The organism is Nocardiopsis sp. N85, from assembly GCF_028882275.1.
Lineage (GTDB): Bacteria > Actinomycetota > Actinomycetes > Streptosporangiales > Streptosporangiaceae > Nocardiopsis > Nocardiopsis lambiniae.
Genome location: NZ_JARBUT010000019.1, coordinates 1 through 22,120, shown reverse-complemented (window position 1 = coordinate 22,120; position 22,120 = coordinate 1). Strand labels below are relative to the sequence as shown.

Here is a 22,120-nt window from a genome sequence, read left to right as displayed (position 1 = left end):
CGACACGGAACCACCGAGGAGAGCGTCCCACCATGCTGAAGGTCACCGGCCTCCAGAAGATCTACAACGGAGGCTCCACCGCGGTGGAGGCCGTCCGCGACCTGACCTTCGAACTCGCCGAGGGCGAGCTGGTCTGCCTGGTCGGTCCGTCCGGCTGCGGCAAGACCACCCTGCTCAAGTGCATCGCCGGGCTCATGACGCCCACCGGCGGCACCGTGGAACTGGCCGGGGAGCCCGTCCTGTCCCCGCCGCCGGGCATGGCCGTGGTCTTCCAGGAGTACGGGCGCAGCCTCTTCCCCTGGATGAGCGTGCGCGCCAACGTCGAACTGCCGCTCAAGGAGAAGAAGCTCCCCAGGGCCCGCCGAGAGGAACTGGTCACCGAATCCCTGGAGGCCGTGGGACTGACCGCCTTCTCCGACTCCTACCCCTGGCAGCTCTCGGGCGGCATGCAGCAGCGCGTGGCCATCGCCCGCGCGATCGCCTACGAACCCCAGGTGCTGCTCATGGACGAGCCCTTCGCCGCCGTGGACGCCCAGACCCGCGCCGACCTCGAAGACCTGGTCCGCGAGATCTGGCAGCGCCTGGGCGTGACCGTCCTGTTCGTCACCCACGACATCGATGAAGCCGTCTACCTGGGCGAACGCGTCCTGGTGCTGTCCAATTCGCCCACCGTCGTCCAGGATGATGTCACCGTCGACCTGCCGGCGGAGCGCGACCAGCTCGGCACCCGACAGGACGAGCGCTTCACCCGGCTGCGCGCCCGGGTCTACGCACAGATCCAGCAGGCCAAGAAGGGCACCGCCCCGGCCCCCGCCTGAGCGCGCCCGCGTCTCTTCGCCTTCCACCCGCCCTACGACGCAGAAGGAGAGCACACCGTGAGTCTGCTCGATGCCCGGGAGTTCACCTCCGCCATCTTCACCGGCACCTGGACCCACGCCAAGGGGGGCGACGCCGAGGTCGTCTCACCGTCCTCGGGCACCGTCCTGGGGCGCATCGGCATCGCCGGGGCCGACGACGTCCGCGAGGCCGCCGAGCGCGCCGCCGGAGCCCAGCGCGGCTGGGCGGCCGCCACCTTCGAGGAGCGCGCCGCCGTGCTGCGCCGGGCCGGCGACCTGTTGCGGACCCACGAGGCCGAGATCATCGACTGGTTGCGGCGCGAGGGCGGCGCCGCCGCGGGGATGGCCGGTTTCCAGGTGCACGTGGCCGCGGAGGAGTGCTTCGAGGCCGCCGCCCTGGCCTCCCAGCCCCACGGGGAGATCCTGCGCACCGCCAAGCCCCGGCTGAGCTTCTCCCGCCAGGTCCCGGTGGGCGTGGTCGGGGTCATCGCCCCGTTCAACGTGCCCCTCATCCTCGGTATCCGCTCGGTCGCCCCGGCCCTGGCCCTGGGCAACGCCGTGGTCCTCAAGCCCGACCCGCGCACCGCCGTCTGCGGGGGCGCGGTCCTGGCCGAGGTGTTCCGTCGGGCGGGCGTGCCCGAGGGGGTCCTCCAGGTCCTGCCCGGCGGGGTGGAGGCCGGTGAGGCGCTGGTCGCCGACCCGCACGTGCGCGTCATCTCCTTCACCGGCTCCACCCCGGCCGGGCGCAAGGTCGGCGAGGCCGCCGCCCGCCACCTCAAGCGCGCCCACCTGGAGCTGGGCGGCAACTCGCCGCTGGTCATCATGGACGACGCCGACGTGGACGCGGCCGCCTCCATCGGCGCCTGGGGCTCGTTCCTGCACCAGGGGCAGATCTGCATGACCACCGGGCGCCACCTGGTGCACGAGTCCATCGCCGACGCCTACGTCGAGAGGCTCGCCGCCAAGGCGGAGGCGCTGGCGGTCGGCAGCACCGAGGAGGACGGCGCCGCGCTCGGCCCGATCATCGACGCCTCCCAGCGCGACAAGATCCACGGCCTGGTCACCTCCAGCGTGGAGGCGGGGGCCGAACTGCGCGCGGGCGGCACCTACCGGGACCTGTACTACCGGCCCACCGTCCTGGACCGGGTCACCCCCTCCACCCCGGCCTACGCCGAGGAGGTCTTCGGCCCCGTCGCGCCGGTGGTCCGCTTCTCCACCATCGAGGAGCTGGTCGAGCTGGCCGGTTCGAGCGAGTACGGGCTGTCCCTGGGAGTGGTCACCTCCAACCCGATGCGCGGCCTGGAGATCGCCGACCGCGTTCCCAGCGGCATCGTGCACATCAACGACCAGACCGTCGACGACGAGGCGGTCGCGCCCTTCGGCGGTGTGGGCGACTCCGGCACCGGGTCGCGCTTCGGCGGGACCCGGGCCAACCTGGAGGCCTTCACCGAGACCCAGTGGGTCACCATGCAGGCCGACCCCGCCCGTTACCCGTTCTGAGGCGTGTCCTGCGAGCCCGATCACGGCCCGTCCGCGTGCGGACGGGCCGGTCGGGTTCCCTCTCCCTCTCGCGTTCTCGCAGGTGAGGGCCCAGGAGGCGAGAACATACACGGGCCGATCGCCATCAAGGCGACCTTTCGGAAACCCCCGGTGCCACGAGCGTGACCCTTGGTATTTTCCCTCTGTCCGGCGGCCTCGTCCGGACGCACCGAGGAGAGGACGTTCGATGGGCTCGCCCCGCGCACAGTTGGCACGACACCTGCCCGAGGCCTATGCCGAACTGGCCCGCCTCGGCGCGGTCGTGGACGCCGCACTCGACGCGGACCTGCACACCCTCGTCAAGCTCCGGGCCTCCCTGCTCAACGGCTGCGCCTTCTGCGTCGACACGCACACCCACGAGGCCCTCAAGTCCGGCCTGTCCCCGCAGCGCGTGTCCCTCGTGGCCGCCTGGCGTGAGGCGGGCGACCACTTCACCGAGGTCGAGCGCGCCGTCCTGGAACTCGTGGACGCCCTCACCCGGGTCGGTGAGAACGGCCTCCCCGACGACGTGTACGCGAAGGCCTCCGCGCACCTGTCGGAACGGGAGACGGTCGCCCTCATCACCGCCGTCGGCCTGATCAACCTCTACAACCGCCTGGGCGTCGGTACCGGCATGACCCCGCCCGTCCGCTGACCGCGCGGGACGTCGTCGGACTCGCCATCGCGATCGTCGGCGCCGCCCCCGCGCGGGCCGGCGGTCCCGGAACGCCTCATCGCGGGAGAACGCGCCGCCCCGGGCCCTGGCCGCCCGCCCTCGCGGGGGCGGGCCGGTGCGGCCCGCCCCGGGGAACTCACTCGGGGCGCCGCCCCTGCACGGAGTAGATCACGCAGGAGCAGGCCCGGAACCCGGGATCGGCCAGCAGGTCCCGCACCCGGGCCAGCCGTTCGTCCGTCATCCCCTCGCGCACGAACGCGTCGCGCAGGTGCCGGGTGTGGTGGGAGATGAGGTGAACGCCCGGGGAGTCGGCGTCCCAGGACTCCACGTACGGGCGCGGGTCGACGTCGACCAGCCCGGCCCGGCGCATCGCCTCTCCGGCGTTGCGGCCCCACGCGGGGTCGGCCCCCGCCCGGGTCATCAGCCCGATCTTCGCCGCCAGGAACTCCTCGTACAGTTCACGGGCCTCGGGGTCGGGCATGAGCAGGGACGGCCCGTAGGTGATGTCGAACTCGTCGAGTTGCAGCACCCCGCCCGGTTTGAGGGCGCGCACCAGCCGGTCCAGCACCTCGACGCGTTCGGGCAGGTGCAGCAGCACCAGACGCGAGTGGACGAGATCGAAGGCCGCCTCCGGCAGCGGGTCGCGGGTGACGTCGTGCCGCCACACCTCCAGCCCTTCGGCCGGGGCGATGTGGTCGGGTTTGACGTCGGTGGCGATGACCCCGCCGCCGGGGGCGACCCGCCGCGCCAGCCAGTGGGCGACACCGCCGCCCCCGGCGCCCACCTCCAGGCAGCGCCACCCGGGACCGACCCCGGTCTCGGCGAGCCTGCGCGTGGTCAGGGGGTCGTAGGCGGCGGCCAGGAACCGGTGCTGGTCGTGGGCGTTCTCGTTGTGGTTGTCGAACACGTAACCGGGTTCGACGGTGACGGTGTCCGTCATCGTGGGCCTCCTGAGAGTACGGTCGGTCGGGCGCGGACCGCCTCGGTCGCCATCCGGGTCAGGGTGGACGTGCACACCTTCCCCGTCGGGCCGAGCGGCAGCGCGGGCAGGAACAGCACGTGTTCGGGCAGGGCGCGGACGTCCACACCGTGCCGGTCGCGCAGGTGGGAGAGGAGCGCGCGGGGCGTGGGCGGGTCCACCCCGGGCAGTGGGCAGACGCAGGCGCACATCCGCTCGCCGAGATCGGGGTCGGGCACCGGGACGCACTGCACGTCGCCGAGCGAGGGATGGGCGGCCAGGGCGCGCTCCACCTCCGCGGGGAAGAGGGTGACGCCGCCCCGGATCACCGTGCGGCGCAACCGGTCCACGACCCACAGGGTCCCGTCCTCGTCGAGGCGGCCGGCGTCGCCGGTGCGCACCCACCCGCCGGCCCCGCGCCGTCGCGCGTCGAGTTCGGGGGCGGCGACGTGGCACAGGGGCGTCATCGGGCCCCGGGCCAGGACCTCGCCGACCTCCCCGGTCGGCAGCGGTCGGCCCCGGGGGTCGCACACCCGGATCTCGGCGACCTTCGGGTCGGGTCGACCGGCCATGCCGGGTTCCCACGCCCCGGGGTCGTGCGCGGTGTGGCAGTTGACCCCGTCGGTGGAGCCGTAGACGTTGACCACCGGCCGCCCGAAGCGCCGTTCGCACAGGTCGCGGACGTCCCGGTGCAGGGGCGCGCCGCTGGACACGAGTGCGCGCAGGGACGAGGTGTCGACGGTCTCCTCCACCAGGGCGGTACGCCGCAGCATGGTGGGCACGCCGATCAGGTGGGTGGGCCGGTGGCGTTCGACGGCGCGCAGGACGGCGGCCGGGTCGAACCGTCCCGGTAGGACGAGGGTCGCTCCGAGCCGGATCAGGGAGACGATGCCCAGGGATCCGAAGGAGGAGGCCAGGGGGACCGGGATCAGGGCGCGGACGGTGTCGCCCAGCAGCGCACGCGCGTAGTTGCCCCGGCCCCCGGCCATGGCGTCGTGGGAGTAGGCGACCATGCCCGGTTCGCCCTCCGACCCCGAGGAGATGAGGATGCGCGCGGGCGACGCGGGATCGGGACGCGCCGGTTCGGGCGCCCTCGCGTCCGCGTACGGCCCGTCGGGATCCAGCGCCCCGGTGTCGACGCACCAGACCGGCACGCCCTCCAGGTCCTCGCCCCGGTCGGTGACCACGAGCGCGGCGCGGGATCGGCCCACCAGGGAGAGCGTGTCGACGCGGGAGCGCCCGTGCGGGATCGGCAGGGCGACCGCGCCCAGGGCGGCGATGGCGAGTTCGACGGCGATCGCGTCCCGGCCGTCGGGCAGCAGGACCCCGATGACGTCGCGTTCACCGCACCCGTGGGCGGCCAGGCCGGCGGCGGCCCGCAGGGCCCGCGCGGCCAGCCCGGCGCGGTCCAGGCCTCCGCGCCCGTCCACGATCGCCTCGTGCGCGGGATCGGCGCGCACCGTGTCCAGGAACAGGGAGTACAGGTCCCGTCCCGGGCACAGTCCTTCCCGGACCCACCGCGCCCGCAACCCGGCGGGCACCAGGTCGGGCAGGACCAGTCCCGCCGTGGACGTCCAGGTCATCGGGCGCCCTCCCCTTCCAGTGTGGTGAACGTCCACGGGGCGCGGGGCAGGGCGACCCCGTGGACCGTCGTGAAGGCCGCCGGGAAGGCCTCGGCCACCGACACCGGATCCGCGACCGGGGGTGTGCCGGCCCGGGGTCGGTGGGCGGTCCCGCGTCCGGCCAGGCGCAGCAGGCGGGCGGCGTCGACCAGCGAGGTCCGGGCGCTCGCGCCGACGCCCGCGCGGGCGCGCGTCAGCAGACCGGCCAGGGCGGCCTCGGCGGCGATCATTCCGCCGAGGACGTCGGTGAGGGTGACCAGGGACGGGGCGGGGTCCGCGCCGTCGGACAGCAGGTCGGCGATCCCGCCGTGGGCCTGGACCAGGAAGTCGGTGGCCGGGGTCCCGGGGTCGGGTTCGCCGCCGGCCCACCCGTCGGCGTGGACGCGCACCAGCCCCGGGGCGCGGGCGGCGAGGTCCTCGGCGCCCAGGCCGAACCGTTCGGCCCGGCCGGGCGGCCAGTTGTAGAGCAGCACGTGCCCGTCGACCGCCAGGTCGACCGCCGCGCGACGGCCCCCGGCGCTCTTGAGGTCGCACTCGGCCGCGTCCTTGCCCCGGTTGAACGCGGCGAAGCGGGCCGAGAGCCCACCGGCCAGGGGCGGGACACCGCGCATGGGGTCTCCGCCCGGCGGTTCGACGCGCACCGTGTCGGCGCCCAGCAGGGTCAGCAGGAGTCCGGCCAGCGGCCCTTGGACCCGGTTGGTGGCCTCCACCACCCGCAGTCCGGCCAGCGGTCCCGTGGGCGACCACGCCGGCAGGGCCGGTGCGGGCGGCACGTCGACGGCGTGCGGTCGCCACGTCGACGCCGACCCGTCGTCGGTGACCTCGGCCATCGGGCGCAGGGGGACCGCGCCCACACCGCACTCCCGGGCGGTGTCGCGCACGACCTCGAACGGCAGGGACGCGAGGGTGGCGAACAGCGCGGCGGGCAGCGGGCACATCGCCGTGGCGAACCGGCGCTGGAACGGCGCCCACCCCGTGGCGATCGCGTCCCGGGGGGCGTCCAGCGTCCGCCAGAACCGCAGCCACGACTCGGGGTCGAGGGTCTCGATCTCGAAGCGGATCCCGTCGGCGGAACGGAAGGGCGGCGGTTCGCCCGTCTCCGGGAGGAAGGCCCTCCCCCGGGTGGCGGTGGCCTCGGCGACGTAGGGGGCGACCGCGAGCAACGCAGCCCCGGCCACCGACACCGATCCGCGCAGCGCGGGCCCCCCGCGTTCCAGGACCAGCGCCGCCGCCGTCACCGCCTGGGCCGTCAGCACCCCGGCGCACACCGACGCGTAGTCGACCGGCAGGAACCGGGGGCCGCCCCGGGCCCGGCCGTGCAGGTGCGCCAGTCCGCACGCCGCCTGGACGTCGCGCTCATCGGTCAGGGGGACGTCGGGGGTGGACCACGCGACGTCGCACCCGGAGGTCGCCCCTCCGGTCCCGAGCAGGTCGATCCGCCCGGCGGACGCGGTCGCCGGGGGCGCCCCGTCCACCCGCTCGACCGCGCAGCCCAGCGCCCGCAACCGGGACACCGCGACCCGTACCGGCACCGTGTCGCCCACGGCCCGCACGGCGGTCCCCGCCAACGGGGCGGCGGTGACCGCCGTCGCGGTCACGTCCACCGTCCCGTCGCACGGGTGTGGGAGGGCAGTCCCAGAGCCTCGCGCAGCGCGGCGCGCCGGACCTTGCCGGTGCCGGTGCGCGGCAGGTCGTCCCAGGTGAGGACCACGGGGTCGGCCATCGTCGGCAGGTCGACCACGGCCTCCTTCCACACCCCCGGGTCCAGGGTGCCGTCCTCGGTGGCCACGACCGGGACGGGCGGCCCGTCGGCGACCCCCAGCACGACGCACTCCAGCACCCGGGGCAGGCGTTCGTCCACGACGTCCTCGATCTCCAGGCAGCCGCCCTCGGCCAGGGCGTCCACCTCCCGGTCCACCAGCCGGACCGCGCCGGTGCGGTCGATGGAACCGATGTCGCCGGTGCTCCACCACTGGCCGACGAGCTTGTCCCGCCAGCGTCCCTCTTCGCCGACGTAGCCCGGGCACAGGGCGTCGGTGCGACAGAACAGCAGGCCGGGCGTGCCCGGCGGGACGGGGAGCAGGGTCGCGGGGTCGACGGCGCGCAGCCGGGTCCGACCCGGGATCGGGCGCCCCAGATCGCGGGTGGTGGGTCCGGGCCCCTGTCGTTGGGACAGCGATCGGCGGGTGAAGAAACGGAAGGTCAGCGGCCCCGTCTCGCTCTGGCCCCACCCCTGCATCCACACCGGGGCGCGCCGCTCGCTGGCGTTGAGGAACGCGCGGACGGTGGAGGGGTGCACGGCGTCGAAGGTGCTGACGAACAGGCGCACCCGCCGCAGTCCCTCCCCCCGCTCGTCGAGGTGCCGCTGCCAGCGCACCAGGGTGGAGGGCTGGGCCTCCAGGGTGGTGGGGCGGTGCAGGCGCAGCGCGGGTCCGGCCTCGTCCCAGTCCGGTGAGGTGATCACCGAGATCGCCTCGGGGAACAGCCACAGCACCCCCGCGGTCCAGGCCAGGGCCCGGCCGTGGGCGAAGGAGATCGAGGAGGCGACGGTGTCGTCGCGGCGGCTGCCCAGGATCGGCCACCGGTGCGATTCGAACCCGGCCAGCCGGCGCATGATGGTGCGGGTGGAGTGCACGACCAGTTTCGGGACACCGGTGGTCCCGGAGGTGTGCATGATCGCCAACGGGGCGTCCAGGTGCGGACGGCGCGGCGGGGGCGCGGTGCCGCCGCGCACGTCGCCGAGGGAGAGCGCGCCCTCGACGATCCCGTCCACGACCAGGGTCCGGGCGGCGTGGGTCGAGGGGTCGTGGCCGGCGTCCCGCGCGCCTCGGAGCAGGGCGGTGTCGGTGACCAGCAGCGCCGGGTCCAACCGTCGCAGCAGGGTCTCCAGGGTGCGCGGCGCCAGGTGCGCCGACAGCGACGCGGGCACGGCGCCCAGGCGCGCGGCGGCGCAGGAGAGCAGCACGTAGTCCCAGTGGTTGCGCTTGACGATGGCGACGCGGTCGCCCGACCGCACCCCCGCCTCGGCGAACCACCCGGCGGCCCGGCGCACCAGGGAGGACACGGCCGGCACGTCGAGTTCGACGCCCGCCTCCGGGGCGATGTCCAGGGGCCGGCTCAGCCGTACGGCGGTGGTGGACCCGCGCGCGGCCATGTCGTCGAAGAGGGTGCCCAGGTGGATGGGCTTGTTCAGCGGTGTCACGAGGCCTCGATCAGGGTCGGTTCGCGGGTCGCGGCGAGGAAGGCCGAGGTACGTTCGGCGGCGGTGAACGCCGATGCCACCGCCCCCTCGCTGCACGGGCGCAGCGAGATCCAGTCCCCGGCGTAGTCGACGGCCGCCGGGGGGCGGGCGACGAAGGCGGGGCGGGCGGCCAGTGCTCGGGGCTCGGGCAGGGGCAGACCGTGCCGGAAGCGGTGCACGACCGACCCGCGCACGCGCGCGCCCACGCCGGGCAGGACGTGTTCGGCCCGCTCGACGAGCCCGCGGACGACCTCGTCGTCGGGGGCGTCGAGCAGTTCCCCCACCCCGGTGGGTGCGGCGATCAGGGAGACCAGGCCGCGCCCGCGCGGTGCCCGGCCGGGGTGTTTGGCGTGGTCGAGGGTGACCACGCCGAGCAGGGGGTCGCCGGGGACCAGGACGGCGAAGCCCCGGCGCGCGCCGCGCGGGGACAGCGGCGCGTCCAGCATCAGGGACAGTCGGAGCATCGGCGCGTACCCGCAGGCCGCCAGGTACGCGCGTTCCGCCTCCGGCGCCCCGGGGTGGAGACGGGCGGCGACGGGGGCGGGTACGGCCAGGACGGCCGCCCGGGCGGTGAGCGCGCCCTCGGGCGAGTCCAGGCGCACCCCGTCCGGGCCGGGGACGACCCCGGTGACCGGGTGGCCGGTGCGCACGTCGAGCCGGTCGGCCAGGGTCCGGGCGAGGGTGTCCATCCCGTCCCGGTAGGTGCGCCAGGTCGCGGTGCTGCCGGAGGCGACGAGGTGGGCGGCGAAGGGGGCGGCGGCCGCCCGGTCCAGGGACCAACCGAAGAACCCGGCGGCCAGCGGGCCCAGGAGGCGTTCGCGCAGCTGCGGGTGGTGGGGACGCAGGAGGTCGGCGACGGTCGACTCCCCCAACACGGCCTTCTCGGGGTGCTCGGGGTCCAGTCCGGCCCGCTCCAGGCGCAGTCGCAGACGCATCAGGTCGAGGCGGGCGCGCGGTGACAGTCCCATTCCGGTGAGCAGGCCCAGGGGGCGGCCGGCGTGGCGGCGGGACCGTCCGCCGCACCACACCGACAGGGCGTCGCGCACCCGGGGGATCGCCTCGGGGTCGGTGTCCAGTCCCATGGCGCGGATGAGCCGCCAGGTCGCCGGGTAGGCGTCGGCCGAGGGGATCATCTCGGCGCCGGTGTCGATGAGGTGGCCGTCGGTGCGCAGGGTGCGCGTCCGGCCGCCCACGGCGTCGGCGGACTCCAGGACCCGGACCGTGTGTCCGGCGGCGGCCAGCAGGTGCGCCGTGGCCAGTCCGGCGGGGCCGGCGCCCACCACCGCCACGTCGATCGACGTGCTCACAGCGCCTCCGGGAGGAACGGGGCGACCAGGTTGGCGCCGATGAGCAGCACGACCGTGGCCCGGTGGGTGTGGATGGCCAGGCGGCGTGCGCGCAGGATGTCGCCGAGGACGAACCCGATGAAGAGCTGGGCCACCCTCAGCCCGATGACGGGCAGCAGGGCCAGGGGGAACCACCACGGGGCGATGCCGAGCAGGTGGGAGCCGGTGACCAGCAGCGTCTCCGCGACGGTGAGCGCGATGATGAAGACCATGTTGACGCGCGGTGAGACCTGCGCGGCGACGGTGATCCGTCCGGCGGACCGGTCGCCGTCGGCGTCGTTGGTGTTGGAGTACAGGCCGAAGATCATCGGGCCGCCCCCGAAGATCAGCGCCTGGACGATGACGAACCCGTCGATGTGCCCGACGAGCAGCCCGTAGGGCACCAGGACCCAGCCCACGCCCAGGCCGATGAGGAAGATCTCCTGGAAACCCCGGTAGCTGATCTTCAGCCCCCAGGAGTACTGGACCGACGCGACCAGGCACAGCGCGGCACCGACGACGGCCCACAGCGGCCGGTGCGGGGCCAGCGCCACGACCAGGGTCCACAGCACCACGCTCGCGACGGTCGCCGCCCGTCCGAAGCGCAGCGCCTGGGGTTCGGTGAGGGTCCCGGCGACCAGGGGTTTGCGGGCCAGTCGGCGGCGCGCGGCGTCGGAGCCGTAGTTGGCGGCGTCGGAGCCGTCCCGGTAGCCGGTGACGTCGTCGAAGGAGACCATGGCGGCCACCACCGCGATCTCGGCGACCAGGATCAGCAGGAGGAGACCGACCGTGTCGACGCGCGCCCCCAACAGGGGCAGCGACATGGCGAACACCAGCGGCAGGCCGATGTAGTAGTCGACGATGTCGAGTTTGGCCAGCCGGGCGTAGGTGCCCACGGTGGGACGCCGTGGAGCGGCCGGGACCGGCGGGGCGGGCGGGGTCTCCGAGACCGGCGGGCCCATCGGGACCAGCGGGGCCCCCGAAGCGGGCGACCCCATCGAGGCGGCCGGGTCCAGCGAGTCGGGCGGGGTCTCCGAGACCGATGGGCCCACCGGGGCCACCGGGGCCCCCGAGACGGGCGACCCCTCCGGAACGGGCGCACCCATCGGGTCGGGTGAAGCCACCGGAGTGCCCGGGGCCGGGGCGGTCGGGGCCTCCGAAGCCAGCGGTGCCACCGGGTCGGGCAGGGCCATCGGAGTCGTCGGGGTCGTCGGGGCCTCCGGGACGGGCGGGGCCTCGGGCGCGGGCGGCGCGGTCGTGTGGTCGGTCATCGCTTCCTTCCGTGGGCGAACGCGCGGACGGCGGCGGCCACATGCTCGACGTGGGCGTCGGTCAGGTGCGGGTACAGGGGCAGGGAGATGTTGCGGCGCGCCGCCTCCCGCGCCCGGGGCCAGGGCCGACGGGACCCGTCGAGGTCGGCGTGCGGGGCGAAGGCGGGCTGTTCGGGCAGGATCCTGGGGTAGTAGACGTGGGTGTCGATCCCCTCGGCGGCCAGGTGGTCGCGCAGCCCGTCACGGTCCTCGCACAGCAGTGTGTAGACGTAGGGGAACCGGCCGTCCCCGCCCACGGGGGGCGCGACGACACCGGCCTCGGCCAGGTCGGCGAACCGTTCGGAGTAGTACGAGCAGATCTCCGTGCGGCGGGCGACGCGCGAGGGGAGGCCGGCCAGGCGGTGCGACTGGAAGGCGGCCATCACCTCGTCGAAGCGGCTGTTGTGGCCGACGTGGTGGTGCAGGAAGCGGTTGCGGCCGTCCTGGCCGTGATTGCGGAGCATCCGCACCCGCCCGGCGAGCTCGGCGTCGTCGGTGAGGACCACACCGCCCTCGCCCGGCATTCCGAAGACCTTGACCTGCACGAAGGAGTACACCCCGGCGTCGCCCCACCGTCCGGCGGGACGACCCGCGAGAGAACCGCCCTGGGCGAGCGCGGAGTCCTCGATGAGCCGCACCCCCGCTCGGGAGGCCAGGTCGCGCAGGCGCGGCATGTCGGCCATGACGGAGAACATGTGCGCGGGCATCAGCGCCCGGGTCCGGTCGGTGACGAGCGTCCCGGCGTGCCCGGGGTCCATGGTCAGTGTCACCGGGTCGATGTCGGCGAACACCGGGACCGCTCCCCGGGACAGGACGGTGCTCGCCAACGGGGCGCACCCGAAGGCGGGGACGACGACCTCGTCGCCGGGCCCGATGTCCACGGCGGCGAGGATCAGGGTGAGCGCGGAGGTCCCGCTGGAGCAGGCCACGACGTCGGTGGAGCCCAGGGAGGCGCGCAGCGCGTCCTCGAACCGGGCGGTGCGCCGGCCCAGGATGAACTTCTGTTCGGGGTCGGTGCCGACCTCGTACAGCGTCGCCAGGAGGGCCTCGCGGTCGGTCTCGAAGAGGTCGGGCGGGAAGAACGGAATGGTCCGTTCGACGGTGACGGTCATCGGGACCCCCCGGTGAGGAAGCGTTCGATCTCGTCGCAGACCCGGTCGACCCGGTCCTCGGTCAGGTCCGCGTACAGCGGCAGGGCCACGGCCGAACGGCACACCGCCTCGGCGCGGGGCAGGTCGCCCGACCGATGTCCCAGGTGGGCGAAGCACGGTTGCAGGTGCAGCGGGCGCGGGTAGTAGACCTCGGTGCCGATGCCGGCGGCCGTCAGGTGGGCGACGAGGCCGTCGCGGTCGTCCACCTCGATGAGGTGGACGTAGACCACCCGGTCCTCGCCGGGGCGGGCGGCGGTGTCGCCGGGGACGGCACGGACTCCGGGCAGGTCGCGCAGCCGGTCGTCGTAGCGGCGTGAGAGCGCGGCGCGGTGTTCGATGTCGGCGTCGAGGCGGGTGAGCTTGGCCAGCAGCACGGCGGCCTGGAGGTCGTCCATCTTGCTGTTGCCGCCAATGACGACCGTCGGGTTGGAGATACCGGGGAAGGCCGCCAGGGTGCGTCCGGAGCGGCCGTGGTGGCGCAGCATCCGCGCGGTGTCGGCGATGGCGTCGTCGTCGGTGAGCAGCGCCCCGGCGTCACCGACCGCCCCCAGCGTCTTGGCGGGGAAGAAGGAGAGCACACCGCCGACGCCGAGCAGACCGGCGTGCACGCCGTTCGCGCGCATGCCGATGGCCTCGGCGCTGTCCTCCACCACCGTCAGCCCGTGGGCGCGGGCGACGCGACCGACGCCCTCCATGTCGGCGAGCCGGTCGAAGAGGTGGACGGGCATGACCATGCGGGTGCGCCCGGTGACGGCGGCCGCGACCGAATCCGGGTCGATGCCGTACCCGCCCTCCTCGATGTCGGCGAAGACGGGGACCCCGCCGGCGTGCACGACGGCGGTGGCGGTGGCGACGAACGTGTAGGCCGGGACGATCACCTCGTCGCCGGGGCGCAGCCCGGCGGCGCGCAGGAGCAGGACGAGTGCGTCGGTCCCGGAATTGACGCCGACGACGTGTCGGGCACCGGTGTAACGCTCCAGTGCCCGCTCGAACCCGGCGACCATGGAGCCGTGGGAGAATTTACCGTCGTCCATGACGCGGACACAATTTCCCTCGATCTCCGACCATAGTCTTCGAAAGGTCTCCGACTGATCGAAGAAAGGTACGTCCGAGCGCCTCCCGTTCCTTTCTCCGGTGACCGGCGGGGGGAGAGTCGACTTCATGTGTTCCGTTCCACGAAAGGGGTCGGGGGGCCCGGCCGCACTCGGGTCGCGGCCGGGCCGGAAAGGATCGTTACCGCAGGTGGGTCAGACGCCCAGGAGCGGGATGTCGTTCTTGCCGAGGTGGTAGTCGCGCACCGCGGCGACCAGCTCGGTGACACTGAGGGAACCGTTGCCGTCGGTGTCGATCTCCTGGAAGGCCTCGTCGGCCTGCCCGGGGTTCAGACCGATGGCGGCGAACCACCGCTGGAACTCGTTCGGGCTGATGAGGCCGTCACCGTCGGTGTCGGCGATGGCCATGATCGCCTGGATGGTCGGCTGGAGGACCTCCGCGAAACCGGCGTTCCCCCTGCTGACGATCTCGCTCTCGGCGGCACGGACGAAGTCGTCCTTGGACATCTGCTCGGTGCCCGCGGCCTGGGCGAGCCGGTCGAACAGGCCCAGGTAGGCGCCCCGGAGGCCGGCCGCCTCGGGAGCCGAGGAGGCGACGCCGAAGCGCGAGAGGATGCCCTCGATCTCCTGCTCGAAGTCCGAGCGCTCGATCACGCCGTTGCCGTTGTGGTCCCACAGGCGGAAACGCTCTTCGAGACGGTCGTTGGCCTTGACGGCGATCGTCATATTACTCCCTTGAAAAAGAAAACAAAAGAAATGGAAATACGAACGAGGAGAAACAGAGGCGACCCGTGAATCGCCTTTCCTCACTCGAAGATTACCCAATGGAGAGCCCGGGAAAAACCTCTCGGAGGAAAATCATGAGACCTGCTTTAAATTTACATCGGACATTCTTGTGCATTGCCGCTCAATGGTGCCCGGAAAATTTCCTCCACTGCCCGGGGGGCTCCCTGCCGGAACACCACCGGCTCCTCCGGGGACAGTCCCAGATCGCGTCCGGTCGGCATCGGATCGGTGTGGATCAGCACGTTGTAGTGGTTGGGCGTGTGGCAGGCGTCGAACCCCAGCACCACGCCCACCCGACGCGGCCCGATCCACACCTCGTCGCCCCGGTCCACGACCCCCGCCGCGGTGATCTCGGCGAAGCCCAGGAACCCCACCCGGTCGATCCGGGAGCCCTCGGCGGTCTCGGTGTGGTCGGTGGCGACCAGTTCGTGCACCTCACCCGCACGCACGCACCGGCTCGCGAACGGCTCCAGCCGCATCCCCCGCTCGGCCCTGCGGTGCACCAGCACCTTGACCAGGCTCCCGGTCACGTCCCGTTTGGGACCGTCCTCGTGCGGGTTCACCGTCCCACCCTCTCCTCACGCACCGCCGCGCGGTAGACGTCGCCGACCAGGCGCAGCGCCGACACACCCGCCCCGTCCTCGATCGGTCCCCGGCGTGTCCGCCGCGCGAAGTCGGCCGCGACGCCCTCGTACTCGTGCCACAGCGACTCCTTGAAGGCGGGCCGCCCGGCCAGCAGGTCGGCCGTCCACACGCCTCCGTCGGCCGTGCGCACCTCCACGTCCTTGCGCTCACCCGGATGGGACCAGTCCAGGACCACCCGGGCCCGGCCCGCCCCGGCGGTCAACGCGATGTCCGCCCGGCGGTCCACGCCCGCCTCGTCGTACCCCACCCGTGCCCCGGCGACCTCGGTCCGGCCCAGGAGCGTCTCCACCAGGTCGAAGGCGTTGGGCCCGTTGTCGGCCACGCACCCGCCCCCGCACCGCGCCGGGTCCAGGTACCAGGTGTCGTCACCCGCGTGCTCCTCGATCCGCTCCTCGTAGCGCACGGTCACCTCCGTCACCGCACGGTCGCCGATCCGCTCCCGCAACGCCGCGAACCCGGAGTTGTACCGGCGGTGGAAGGCCGTGAACAACGGCACCCCGCGCTCCCGGGCCAGGGCGGCCAGCGCCTCCCCCTCCGCCAGGTCCAGGGCCAGCGGCTTCTCCACGCACACCGCCGCCCCGGCGGCGATGGCGTCCGCGCAGATCCGGGCGTGCGCGTCGTTGGGGGCGGTGACCACGACCGCGTCCAGGTCGGCCTCCGCCAGCATCCGGCGGTGATCGGTGTGGCCGACCGCGCCGGGCGGAGGGTCCGCGATCCGGCCCGGGTCCAGGTCGCACACCGCCACCGTCTCCCAGTCCGGGGACGCCGCCAGCGCCGCCAGATGGAATCGGGAGATCACTCCCAGGCCGACCACTCCCACGCGCAACGGGTTCATCGTTCCCCCCTCAGGGTCACGGGGGCGGGGATCCCCGCCCGTTCGGCCACCTCCACCAGTTCCGCGTAGAGGTCGACGGTCAGCGGCACCCCCCGGGCGCGGCGCTCCGACGCCAGGTGGTGCTCGTGCCAGCCGGGATAGCGCACGGGGTGCCCGGGATCGACGGGCGGGCAGTCCGTCAGGACGCCGAACAGCTCCTCGGCGTCGGCCTCCGCCCCGTCGCGCAACGCCCCGGGGGCGATGGCCAGCATCAGGAATCCGATGTCGTCGTCGCGCCCGGTGGGTCGCCCGTCCCCGGCCAGGGCGTCCGGGTGGGGGCCCCGACCGGAACCGGAGACGACGGCGGACAACACCTCCACCAGCACCCCGAGCCCGAACCCCTTGAAGCGGCCCACCTCGCCGCCGAGCCACATCAGGTGCGCCCGACCGGCGTCGAACGCGGACGGGTCGGTGACCGGGGTCCCGTGGTCGTCGCGCAGCAGCCCCTCCGGCACCGGCCGCCCCTCTCGGGCGGCCTGCCGGATCCGCCCGGTGGGCGCGGCCGTGGTGCTCATGTCCAGCAGGAACGGGGGCAGCGCCCCGGCGGGGGCGGCGGCGCTGAGCGGGTTGGTGCCCAGTACGGTCACGGCGCCGCCCGGCGGCCGGGCGATGCGCTGGCCACCGCAGTTGCTCGCGACCACGCCGATCATGCCGTGTTCGACCGCGCGCAGCGCGTGGTACCCGGCGCAGCCCAGGTGGGTGGCGTCGCGCACCGAGACCAGTCCGACCCCGTGGTGTTCGGCCCGTTCGGCGGCCAGGTCCATCGCCTCCGACGCGGCCCACAGTCCGAGGGAGCGGCGGGCGTCGAGCAGTACGGCGGCGCCCAGGTCCGCGATGATCCGGGGTTCGGCGCGGGGGTCGGCGCGGCCCTCGTCGAGCAGGGGCAGGTAGAGGCGGGTCAGGTTGGCGACTCCGTGGGAGTCCATCCCGGTCAGATCGCCGTGGCACAGGGCGCGCGCCGCCTCGGCCGCGCGCCCCGGAGGCACTCCCCGGCCCGTGAAGACCTCCGTGAGGAAGGAGAGCAGGACGTCGTGGTCGACCGGGACGGTCTCCCGTGTCGGGACCGGGGTCGCCTCCGGCGCCGCCGGAGGGGGTGCGGGGGAAAGGGCTGTCACTGGTAACCGTTCGTCTCGTCGGTGAAGGAGGTCAGGAAGCGGGTCACCGTGTCGGCGAACCCGTCGAGGTCGGACAGGCGGGCGCGTTCGTCGTCGCCGTGCGCGCCGTCCGCGGCCAGGTCCCCCGGGCCCAGCACCACCGTGCAGGTGTCGGGGATCCCCGCCATCCAGATGGCGTCGCAGGTGAAGGCGGGCTCGTCGGCGGGCCAGTCGGGCACCCCGGCCCGGCGCAGCAGGTCGTGGCCCCACCGGTCCCGGTCGTCCAGGACCGGCAGTCCCCGTTTGGGCCAGTCCAGGCGGGTGAGGCGGCGGGCGTCGGTCGCGGTCCGGGCGAACAGGGCGGTGTCGGCGAAGGAGTCGGTGAACTCGGTCAGGGCGGTGTCGAGCGCGCCGGTGACCGCCGCCTCCAGGGTCCGACCCGAACCGGCGTCGGCGTAGGACAGGTTGAGCAGCAGGTCGCCCGTGCCGTACACCCGGTTGTGCAGGGTGCCGGTGTGCAGTCCCGCCACGCACACCGCCCCGTCGCGGGCGTGTCCGTCCAGAGCGCGGCCCATCCGCTGGGCGAGGAACCCCAGCAGTACGGAGGCGTTGTGCCCGGCGTGGGGGCGATCGTCGATGGCGTCGTCCCCCCGTACCGAGACCCGGGCGGTCATCGACGCGGTGGAGCGGGTGAGGAGGCGCCCCGACGTGGGTTCGCAGAACACGTTGAGACGGCCGATGTGACCGCGTTCGACCAGGGGGCGGGTGCCCAGCACGCCCATGGCGCCGCCCTCCTCCCCCGCGACCGCCTGGACGATCACCGCGCTGTCGCGGCCCAGGGAGGTCGAGCGCTCCCGGGCGGAGCGCACTCCGGCCAGCAGTGCCACCGCCGGCCCCTTGGCGTCGATGGCGCCCCGACCGTGGAAGACCTCGCCGTCGAAGGAGACCGGCGGGCCGCCGGCGACGGTGTCCAGGTGCACGTTGAACATCACGGTGCGCTCGCGCGGGACGGTGTCGGGGCCCAGCCGCAGGACCAGGCTGGGCTGGCAGGTCAGGAAGTCGGGGTCGGCGGCGGCCGCGCGCACCGTCGCGGGCACCCCGGGCGCCGCCAGGTCGGCCGGCTCGGCCGGGGCGTGGCGCACCACCCGGAAGCCGATCCGTTCGGCGGCGCGGGCGTAGTCGCGCTGGGCCTCCCACAACCGGGGCGGCGGGCCGGCCTCGCCGACCTCCAAGGGGCCGGCGGTGGGGGTGGCCAACAGGCGCAGCAGGAGGGAACGGTCCTCGTCGGTGAGCGTCATCGGACCGCCTCGGCGTCCGTGCGGGTGTGCCGGACCCGGCGCACCAGTTCCTCCAGGACCCGTCCGTACTCGACGAACGCGGCCCGGTCGCCCCGACCGGGGTCGCCGCCATCGGCCCGCAGGTGGGGGCGCAGGTGCAGGTGGGGCTCGATGGACAGGGCACCCCGGTAGCCGTGGTCGGCCAGGACGCGCAGGCACTCCTCCACTCCGGCCCCGCCCTCGCCGGGCGGCACGTAGGCGGTGTCGCCGTCGGGGGTGCGGACGGCGTCCTTCACGTGGACGTGGGTCACGTACTCCACGAGCGGACGCAGCATCGCGGCCGCGTCGTAGCCGTGGGCGACCCCGTTGCCGACGTCGAACAGGATCCGCAGCGCCGGGCTGTCGACGTGGGCGATCAGGTCCAGGGCACGGTCGGCGCGCTCTCCCGCCCAGCCGGCGCAGTTCTCGTGCGCCAGGACCAGACCGGCGTCCTCGGCCCGCCGGGCCAGTTCGCCCACCCGGGCGCGGACCGTGCGCCCCCATACGGGTTCGGTCAGGCCGCCGGAGGGATAGGACATGATCCGCACCGTGCGCACGCCCAGGACGGCGCAGCGTCGGGCCAGCACGTCGAGTTCGGCCAGGTCCACGGTGAAGTCGCCGGTGGCGGGTCGGGACCAGTCGCCGATCTTGGCGGCGACGGCGACGACCTCCACACCGGACGCGCGGATCTCCTCGGCCGCCCGCGCGAAGGCGGTTTCGGACAGGTCGGCCATCGGTGTTCCGTCCAGGGTGCGCAGCTCCAGCCGGTTCCAGCCCAGTTCGCGCACGGCGGCGAGCTGGTCGGGCAACGCGGGGGCGGCCTCGTCTCCGATCCCGGCCAGGACCGGTTCAGGCTCCGACGACGCTGTCCACCTCACCGGCCACCTCCCGTCGCTCGGTGTACGGGGGGTACGGGTCCGGGGAGCACAGCCTCTTGGCCTCGACCAGCAGACGGACCGCCTCCACGTGGACGGGCAGGTCGCCGCGGTCGCGATCGCCCCACGGGCGGGAGTAGCGGGTGTAACAGGAGCGCAGGAAGGCGGTGAGGGCGTCGTCGGGGAAGACCGAGCGGGTGGCCTCCCGTCCGGGGAGGGCCACCGACAGTTGCGCGGTGTGGTCGGTCTCGCTGCACGGATAGTGGCCGGTCAGGACGGCCTCGTCGAACTCCAGCACGATGCGCCTTTCCCGCAGTGGGGCGGTCAGGTCGGATTCGAGACGGGTCAGCACCCCGGTGTGGTGGACCAGGTCCATGCGGGCCCCGCCCATCCCGGGCAGGCGGGTCCCGTCGAGGACCATGTCGTCCAGTTCGGCGGCGGCGACGTCGGCCCCGCCCGCCAGGGTGACGACCACGGCCAGGGCGTGGGGGACCTCGATGTCGAAGGCGGTGGGGTGTCCCGGGGACTCCAGGGTGCGGGTGAACCGGGGTTTGTGCTGGAGCACCGTGGCCGCGCGCAGGGACCCGAAGGCGCCGGAACGCCGGACCGCCAGGAGTCGGGCGCTCAGGGTGCTGGCCGACCAGGGGGTGGCGACGGTGAGGTCCAGGCCCCAGCGGCGGCGCAGCCGGGCGATCGCGGCCAGTTCCATCAGGTCCAGGGCCAGCGGTTTCTCGACGATGATCCTCCGGTAGCCGAGGCCGGCCAGCCGTTCCAACGCCCGCACCCTCAGATGCGGGGGCGTGCACAGGTGGACCACGGTGTCCCGGGGCGGTCGACGGCGGGCGGCGTCCTCCAGGGAGGCGACCTTCCGGATCCCGTCGACCTCGCCGACCCGAGGATCGTGGCCCATCACCGGACCGGCGGCGAAGAGGCCGGGGGCCGCCGCCCGCGCTTTGGCGAGCGACGGCGCGTGCAGTCCTCGTCCCGATCTCCCCAAGCCCACGATGAGGGTGTGCAGCATGAAGGGAGGACACCTTTCCGTTCACCGTCCCCGTCGTTCCGCACCTTTTCAGGCGTGCGGAACCATCGAACGGAAACCCAGCTTGGGCCATCCGGGAAAAGACGTCAACGAGGGGAACCGGTCCTCATGCCCCAAACCCCGGGGACCCGATTCCTCAACCGACAAAGAAAAATATGACATACAGGGTGATCGCCCGATAGCGGCTTTCGCCCTTTTCGCCCCTCCGGGTCAGCCCACCGAGAAGCTGAACAGACCGCTGGGCGGGGCGTGCCACCCGCGCTCGGGCGCCACCGTCACCCCGGGGCCGGAGCACCAGGGGCCGGCGTGGATGCGCACGTCCGTGTCGGTCAGGTTGACCAGCACGTGCGCGGTGGCGGGGAGTCGCACGCAATCGCCCGAGGCGGGGTCGGCGTAGCGCACGACGTCCTCGAACTCGGTCGTGAAGACCACGACCTCACCGGTCGCGGCGTGCGCGGGGGCGACGCCCAGGAGCAGGCTTCCCAGAGCCAGGGCGACCACGGTGAACGAAGACCTCATTCCACCATCCTTTCTCACTGTGTAAGCGTTTCACGGCAATGATCCCCTCTCGCGCCAATGACACGGAGGATCACCACAGCGATCTTCTCCGAAACCGTGTACCGCCGCAACAGGAACAGCGCATGAGCCCTTTTCGGTCCATCCGACGACTCCGAATAAAACTCACATCACGAGATTCACAAAAAGCCATATTCCACCTTTTGTTCGCTCGGGCGTTCGGCGGAGTCCCACCGAGTGGAGAGGGGCCTTCCCGGGTGCGCCGACACGGGTCCACTCCGCCGGGCGCCGTGAACGCGGATGACGCGAAGCGACGCCGAGGCGTGGTCCCGGGGCGGGGCGCGACCCGTCGCGGCGTCGACGGGTCCGATGTCGCGGCCGTCGCCCTCGAAGCGCCCGATGGGCGCGGGCGGCCCGACCCCGTCGCCGCCACCGTCCTCCGGAGGACCTCGTCCCGGCCGCCGTCGCCTCCGCGACCCGGGCCCGGCCGCCCACCGCGACCGGGCGCGCCGTACACGTGCGGTCCCTCCTCCCGGAGCGGCGGGACCGGCGTACGGCGGCCACCCGCCCCGCACCGCGCGGACGGCACGCTCCGACGCTTTTCGCGCTCGGCGGATTCGCGCCGGGAGAAGAGCGACTCCGGAGCCGGCACGGGGTCGGTGCCGCGCACCGTCCGCGCGAGACCGCCGGAAAGCACGGTGCCCCCGTGGAGGACCCGAACGGATTTCCATGACACCCGCCCGGACCGTTTTCCACGATCCGGGGCGATTCTTCGCACAGACCCGCGGACGTCCGCCGCTTTTCACCGGGAGTACTGAATGAATCAGGATCCGGGCGCGATCGCCGGACACGTCCCGCGCCGTGATGACCGCAGGTCCGCCCCGGATGACGACGTGCGGACGACGAGAACGCCGAGGAGCGTCCGCACCGCCGGCGTCGGGACGAGGCCGACCCCCCGGATCACGGCATATCACTTCTGATTTCTCGGGGAATCACGCGGAATGAAAACGACGATCACACCGCGCGCCGTTCGCCGCTCCCCGGGAATACAACTAGTGTGTTCACCGCCCACGCGAAAGAAACCGCAAAAATATCAACATATATGACTCATGGGCTGAGTAAAACTTATGTCCATTTATTCCGGTGGTGACCAGATGGCAGAGACATCCACGACACGGAGCCTGGCGGACGTCCGGGAGGAGGACCGCGGCAAGGGCTCGATCATCGTCAGCTGGCTGACGTCGACCGACCACAAGGTCATCGGGTACATGTACCTGATCACCTCG

The 22,120-nt window shown here is 73.5% G+C and carries 19 protein-coding genes; 3 read left to right on the top strand and 16 right to left on the bottom strand.

What is annotated here, in order from left to right; translation table 11 throughout:
- Positions 1-32: 32 nt before the first annotated feature.
- The 3 genes from PWG71_RS22410 (at position 33) to PWG71_RS22400 (ending at position 3,009) form a co-directional block, all read left to right on the top strand.
- Positions 33-818, top strand: coding sequence for an ABC transporter ATP-binding protein (locus tag PWG71_RS22410; RefSeq protein ID WP_274811912.1), 786 nt, complete (start codon positions 33-35; stop codon positions 816-818).
- A gap of 57 nt (positions 819-875) precedes the next feature.
- Positions 876-2,336, top strand: coding sequence for an aldehyde dehydrogenase family protein (locus tag PWG71_RS22405; protein WP_274811911.1), 1,461 nt, complete (start codon positions 876-878; stop codon positions 2,334-2,336).
- A 226-nt stretch (positions 2,337-2,562) separates the two neighbouring features.
- Complete coding sequence (locus PWG71_RS22400; protein WP_274811910.1) at positions 2,563-3,009, top strand: carboxymuconolactone decarboxylase family protein; 447 nt, start codon at positions 2,563-2,565, stop codon at positions 3,007-3,009.
- A gap of 157 nt (positions 3,010-3,166) precedes the next feature.
- On the opposite strand, the gene PWG71_RS22395 is transcribed toward PWG71_RS22400, so the two are convergent.
- The 16 genes from PWG71_RS22395 to PWG71_RS22320 form a co-directional block, all read right to left on the bottom strand.
- Entirely contained in the window at positions 3,167-3,970 is an 804-nt protein-coding gene (locus PWG71_RS22395; RefSeq protein WP_274811909.1) for a methyltransferase domain-containing protein, read from the bottom strand.
- Positions 3,967-5,571, bottom strand: coding sequence for a class I adenylate-forming enzyme family protein (locus tag PWG71_RS22390; RefSeq protein ID WP_274811908.1), 1,605 nt, complete (start codon positions 5,569-5,571; stop codon positions 3,967-3,969). The genes PWG71_RS22395 and PWG71_RS22390 overlap by 4 nt, the downstream gene beginning before the upstream one ends.
- Complete coding sequence (locus tag PWG71_RS22385; RefSeq protein ID WP_274811907.1) at positions 5,568-7,208, bottom strand: CoA transferase; 1,641 nt, start codon at positions 7,206-7,208, stop codon at positions 5,568-5,570. The genes PWG71_RS22390 and PWG71_RS22385 overlap by 4 nt, the downstream gene beginning before the upstream one ends.
- Complete coding sequence (locus PWG71_RS22380; protein WP_274811906.1) at positions 7,205-8,812, bottom strand: class I adenylate-forming enzyme family protein; 1,608 nt, start codon at positions 8,810-8,812, stop codon at positions 7,205-7,207. Before PWG71_RS22380 ends, PWG71_RS22385 begins: the two co-directional genes overlap by 4 nt.
- A complete protein-coding gene (locus PWG71_RS22375; RefSeq protein WP_274811905.1) occupies positions 8,809-10,158 on the bottom strand; it encodes a protoporphyrinogen/coproporphyrinogen oxidase in 1,350 nt (449 codons plus the stop codon). Before PWG71_RS22375 ends, PWG71_RS22380 begins: the two co-directional genes overlap by 4 nt.
- Entirely contained in the window at positions 10,155-11,447 is a 1,293-nt protein-coding gene (locus PWG71_RS22370) for a UbiA family prenyltransferase (protein ID WP_274811904.1), read from the bottom strand. Before PWG71_RS22370 ends, PWG71_RS22375 begins: the two co-directional genes overlap by 4 nt.
- Complete coding sequence (locus tag PWG71_RS22365; RefSeq protein WP_274811903.1) at positions 11,444-12,598, bottom strand: DegT/DnrJ/EryC1/StrS family aminotransferase; 1,155 nt, start codon at positions 12,596-12,598, stop codon at positions 11,444-11,446. The genes PWG71_RS22370 and PWG71_RS22365 overlap by 4 nt, the downstream gene beginning before the upstream one ends.
- Positions 12,595-13,800, bottom strand: coding sequence for a DegT/DnrJ/EryC1/StrS family aminotransferase (locus PWG71_RS22360; protein ID WP_274811902.1), 1,206 nt, complete (start codon positions 13,798-13,800; stop codon positions 12,595-12,597). The genes PWG71_RS22365 and PWG71_RS22360 overlap by 4 nt, the downstream gene beginning before the upstream one ends.
- Before the next feature lie 84 nt (positions 13,801-13,884).
- Positions 13,885-14,415: an EF-hand domain-containing protein gene (locus tag PWG71_RS22355; RefSeq protein ID WP_274811901.1), complete on the bottom strand. Its 531-nt coding sequence runs from the start codon at positions 14,413-14,415 to the stop codon at positions 13,885-13,887.
- A gap of 152 nt (positions 14,416-14,567) precedes the next feature.
- Positions 14,568-15,038 (bottom strand): DUF6917 domain-containing protein, encoded by a 471-nt coding sequence (locus PWG71_RS22350; RefSeq protein WP_274811900.1) that lies wholly within the window; start codon positions 15,036-15,038, stop codon positions 14,568-14,570.
- Positions 15,035-15,955, bottom strand: a complete 921-nt coding sequence (locus PWG71_RS22345; protein WP_274811899.1) for a Gfo/Idh/MocA family protein — start codon at positions 15,953-15,955, stop codon at positions 15,035-15,037. Before PWG71_RS22345 ends, PWG71_RS22350 begins: the two co-directional genes overlap by 4 nt.
- Positions 15,952-17,109 (bottom strand): Ldh family oxidoreductase, encoded by a 1,158-nt coding sequence (locus PWG71_RS22340; RefSeq protein ID WP_274811898.1) that lies wholly within the window; start codon positions 17,107-17,109, stop codon positions 15,952-15,954. The genes PWG71_RS22345 and PWG71_RS22340 overlap by 4 nt, the downstream gene beginning before the upstream one ends.
- Complete coding sequence (locus tag PWG71_RS22335; protein WP_274811897.1) at positions 17,106-18,386, bottom strand: M20/M25/M40 family metallo-hydrolase; 1,281 nt, start codon at positions 18,384-18,386, stop codon at positions 17,106-17,108. Before PWG71_RS22335 ends, PWG71_RS22340 begins: the two co-directional genes overlap by 4 nt.
- Positions 18,383-19,282, bottom strand: coding sequence for a sugar phosphate isomerase/epimerase family protein (locus tag PWG71_RS22330; protein WP_274811896.1), 900 nt, complete (start codon positions 19,280-19,282; stop codon positions 18,383-18,385). Before PWG71_RS22330 ends, PWG71_RS22335 begins: the two co-directional genes overlap by 4 nt.
- Positions 19,254-20,300, bottom strand: a complete 1,047-nt coding sequence (locus tag PWG71_RS22325) for an oxidoreductase (RefSeq protein WP_274811895.1) — start codon at positions 20,298-20,300, stop codon at positions 19,254-19,256. The genes PWG71_RS22330 and PWG71_RS22325 overlap by 29 nt, the downstream gene beginning before the upstream one ends.
- A gap of 228 nt (positions 20,301-20,528) precedes the next feature.
- Positions 20,529-20,837 (bottom strand): hypothetical protein, encoded by a 309-nt coding sequence (locus PWG71_RS22320; protein ID WP_274811894.1) that lies wholly within the window; start codon positions 20,835-20,837, stop codon positions 20,529-20,531.
- Between the last annotated feature and the right edge of the window lie 1,283 nt (positions 20,838-22,120).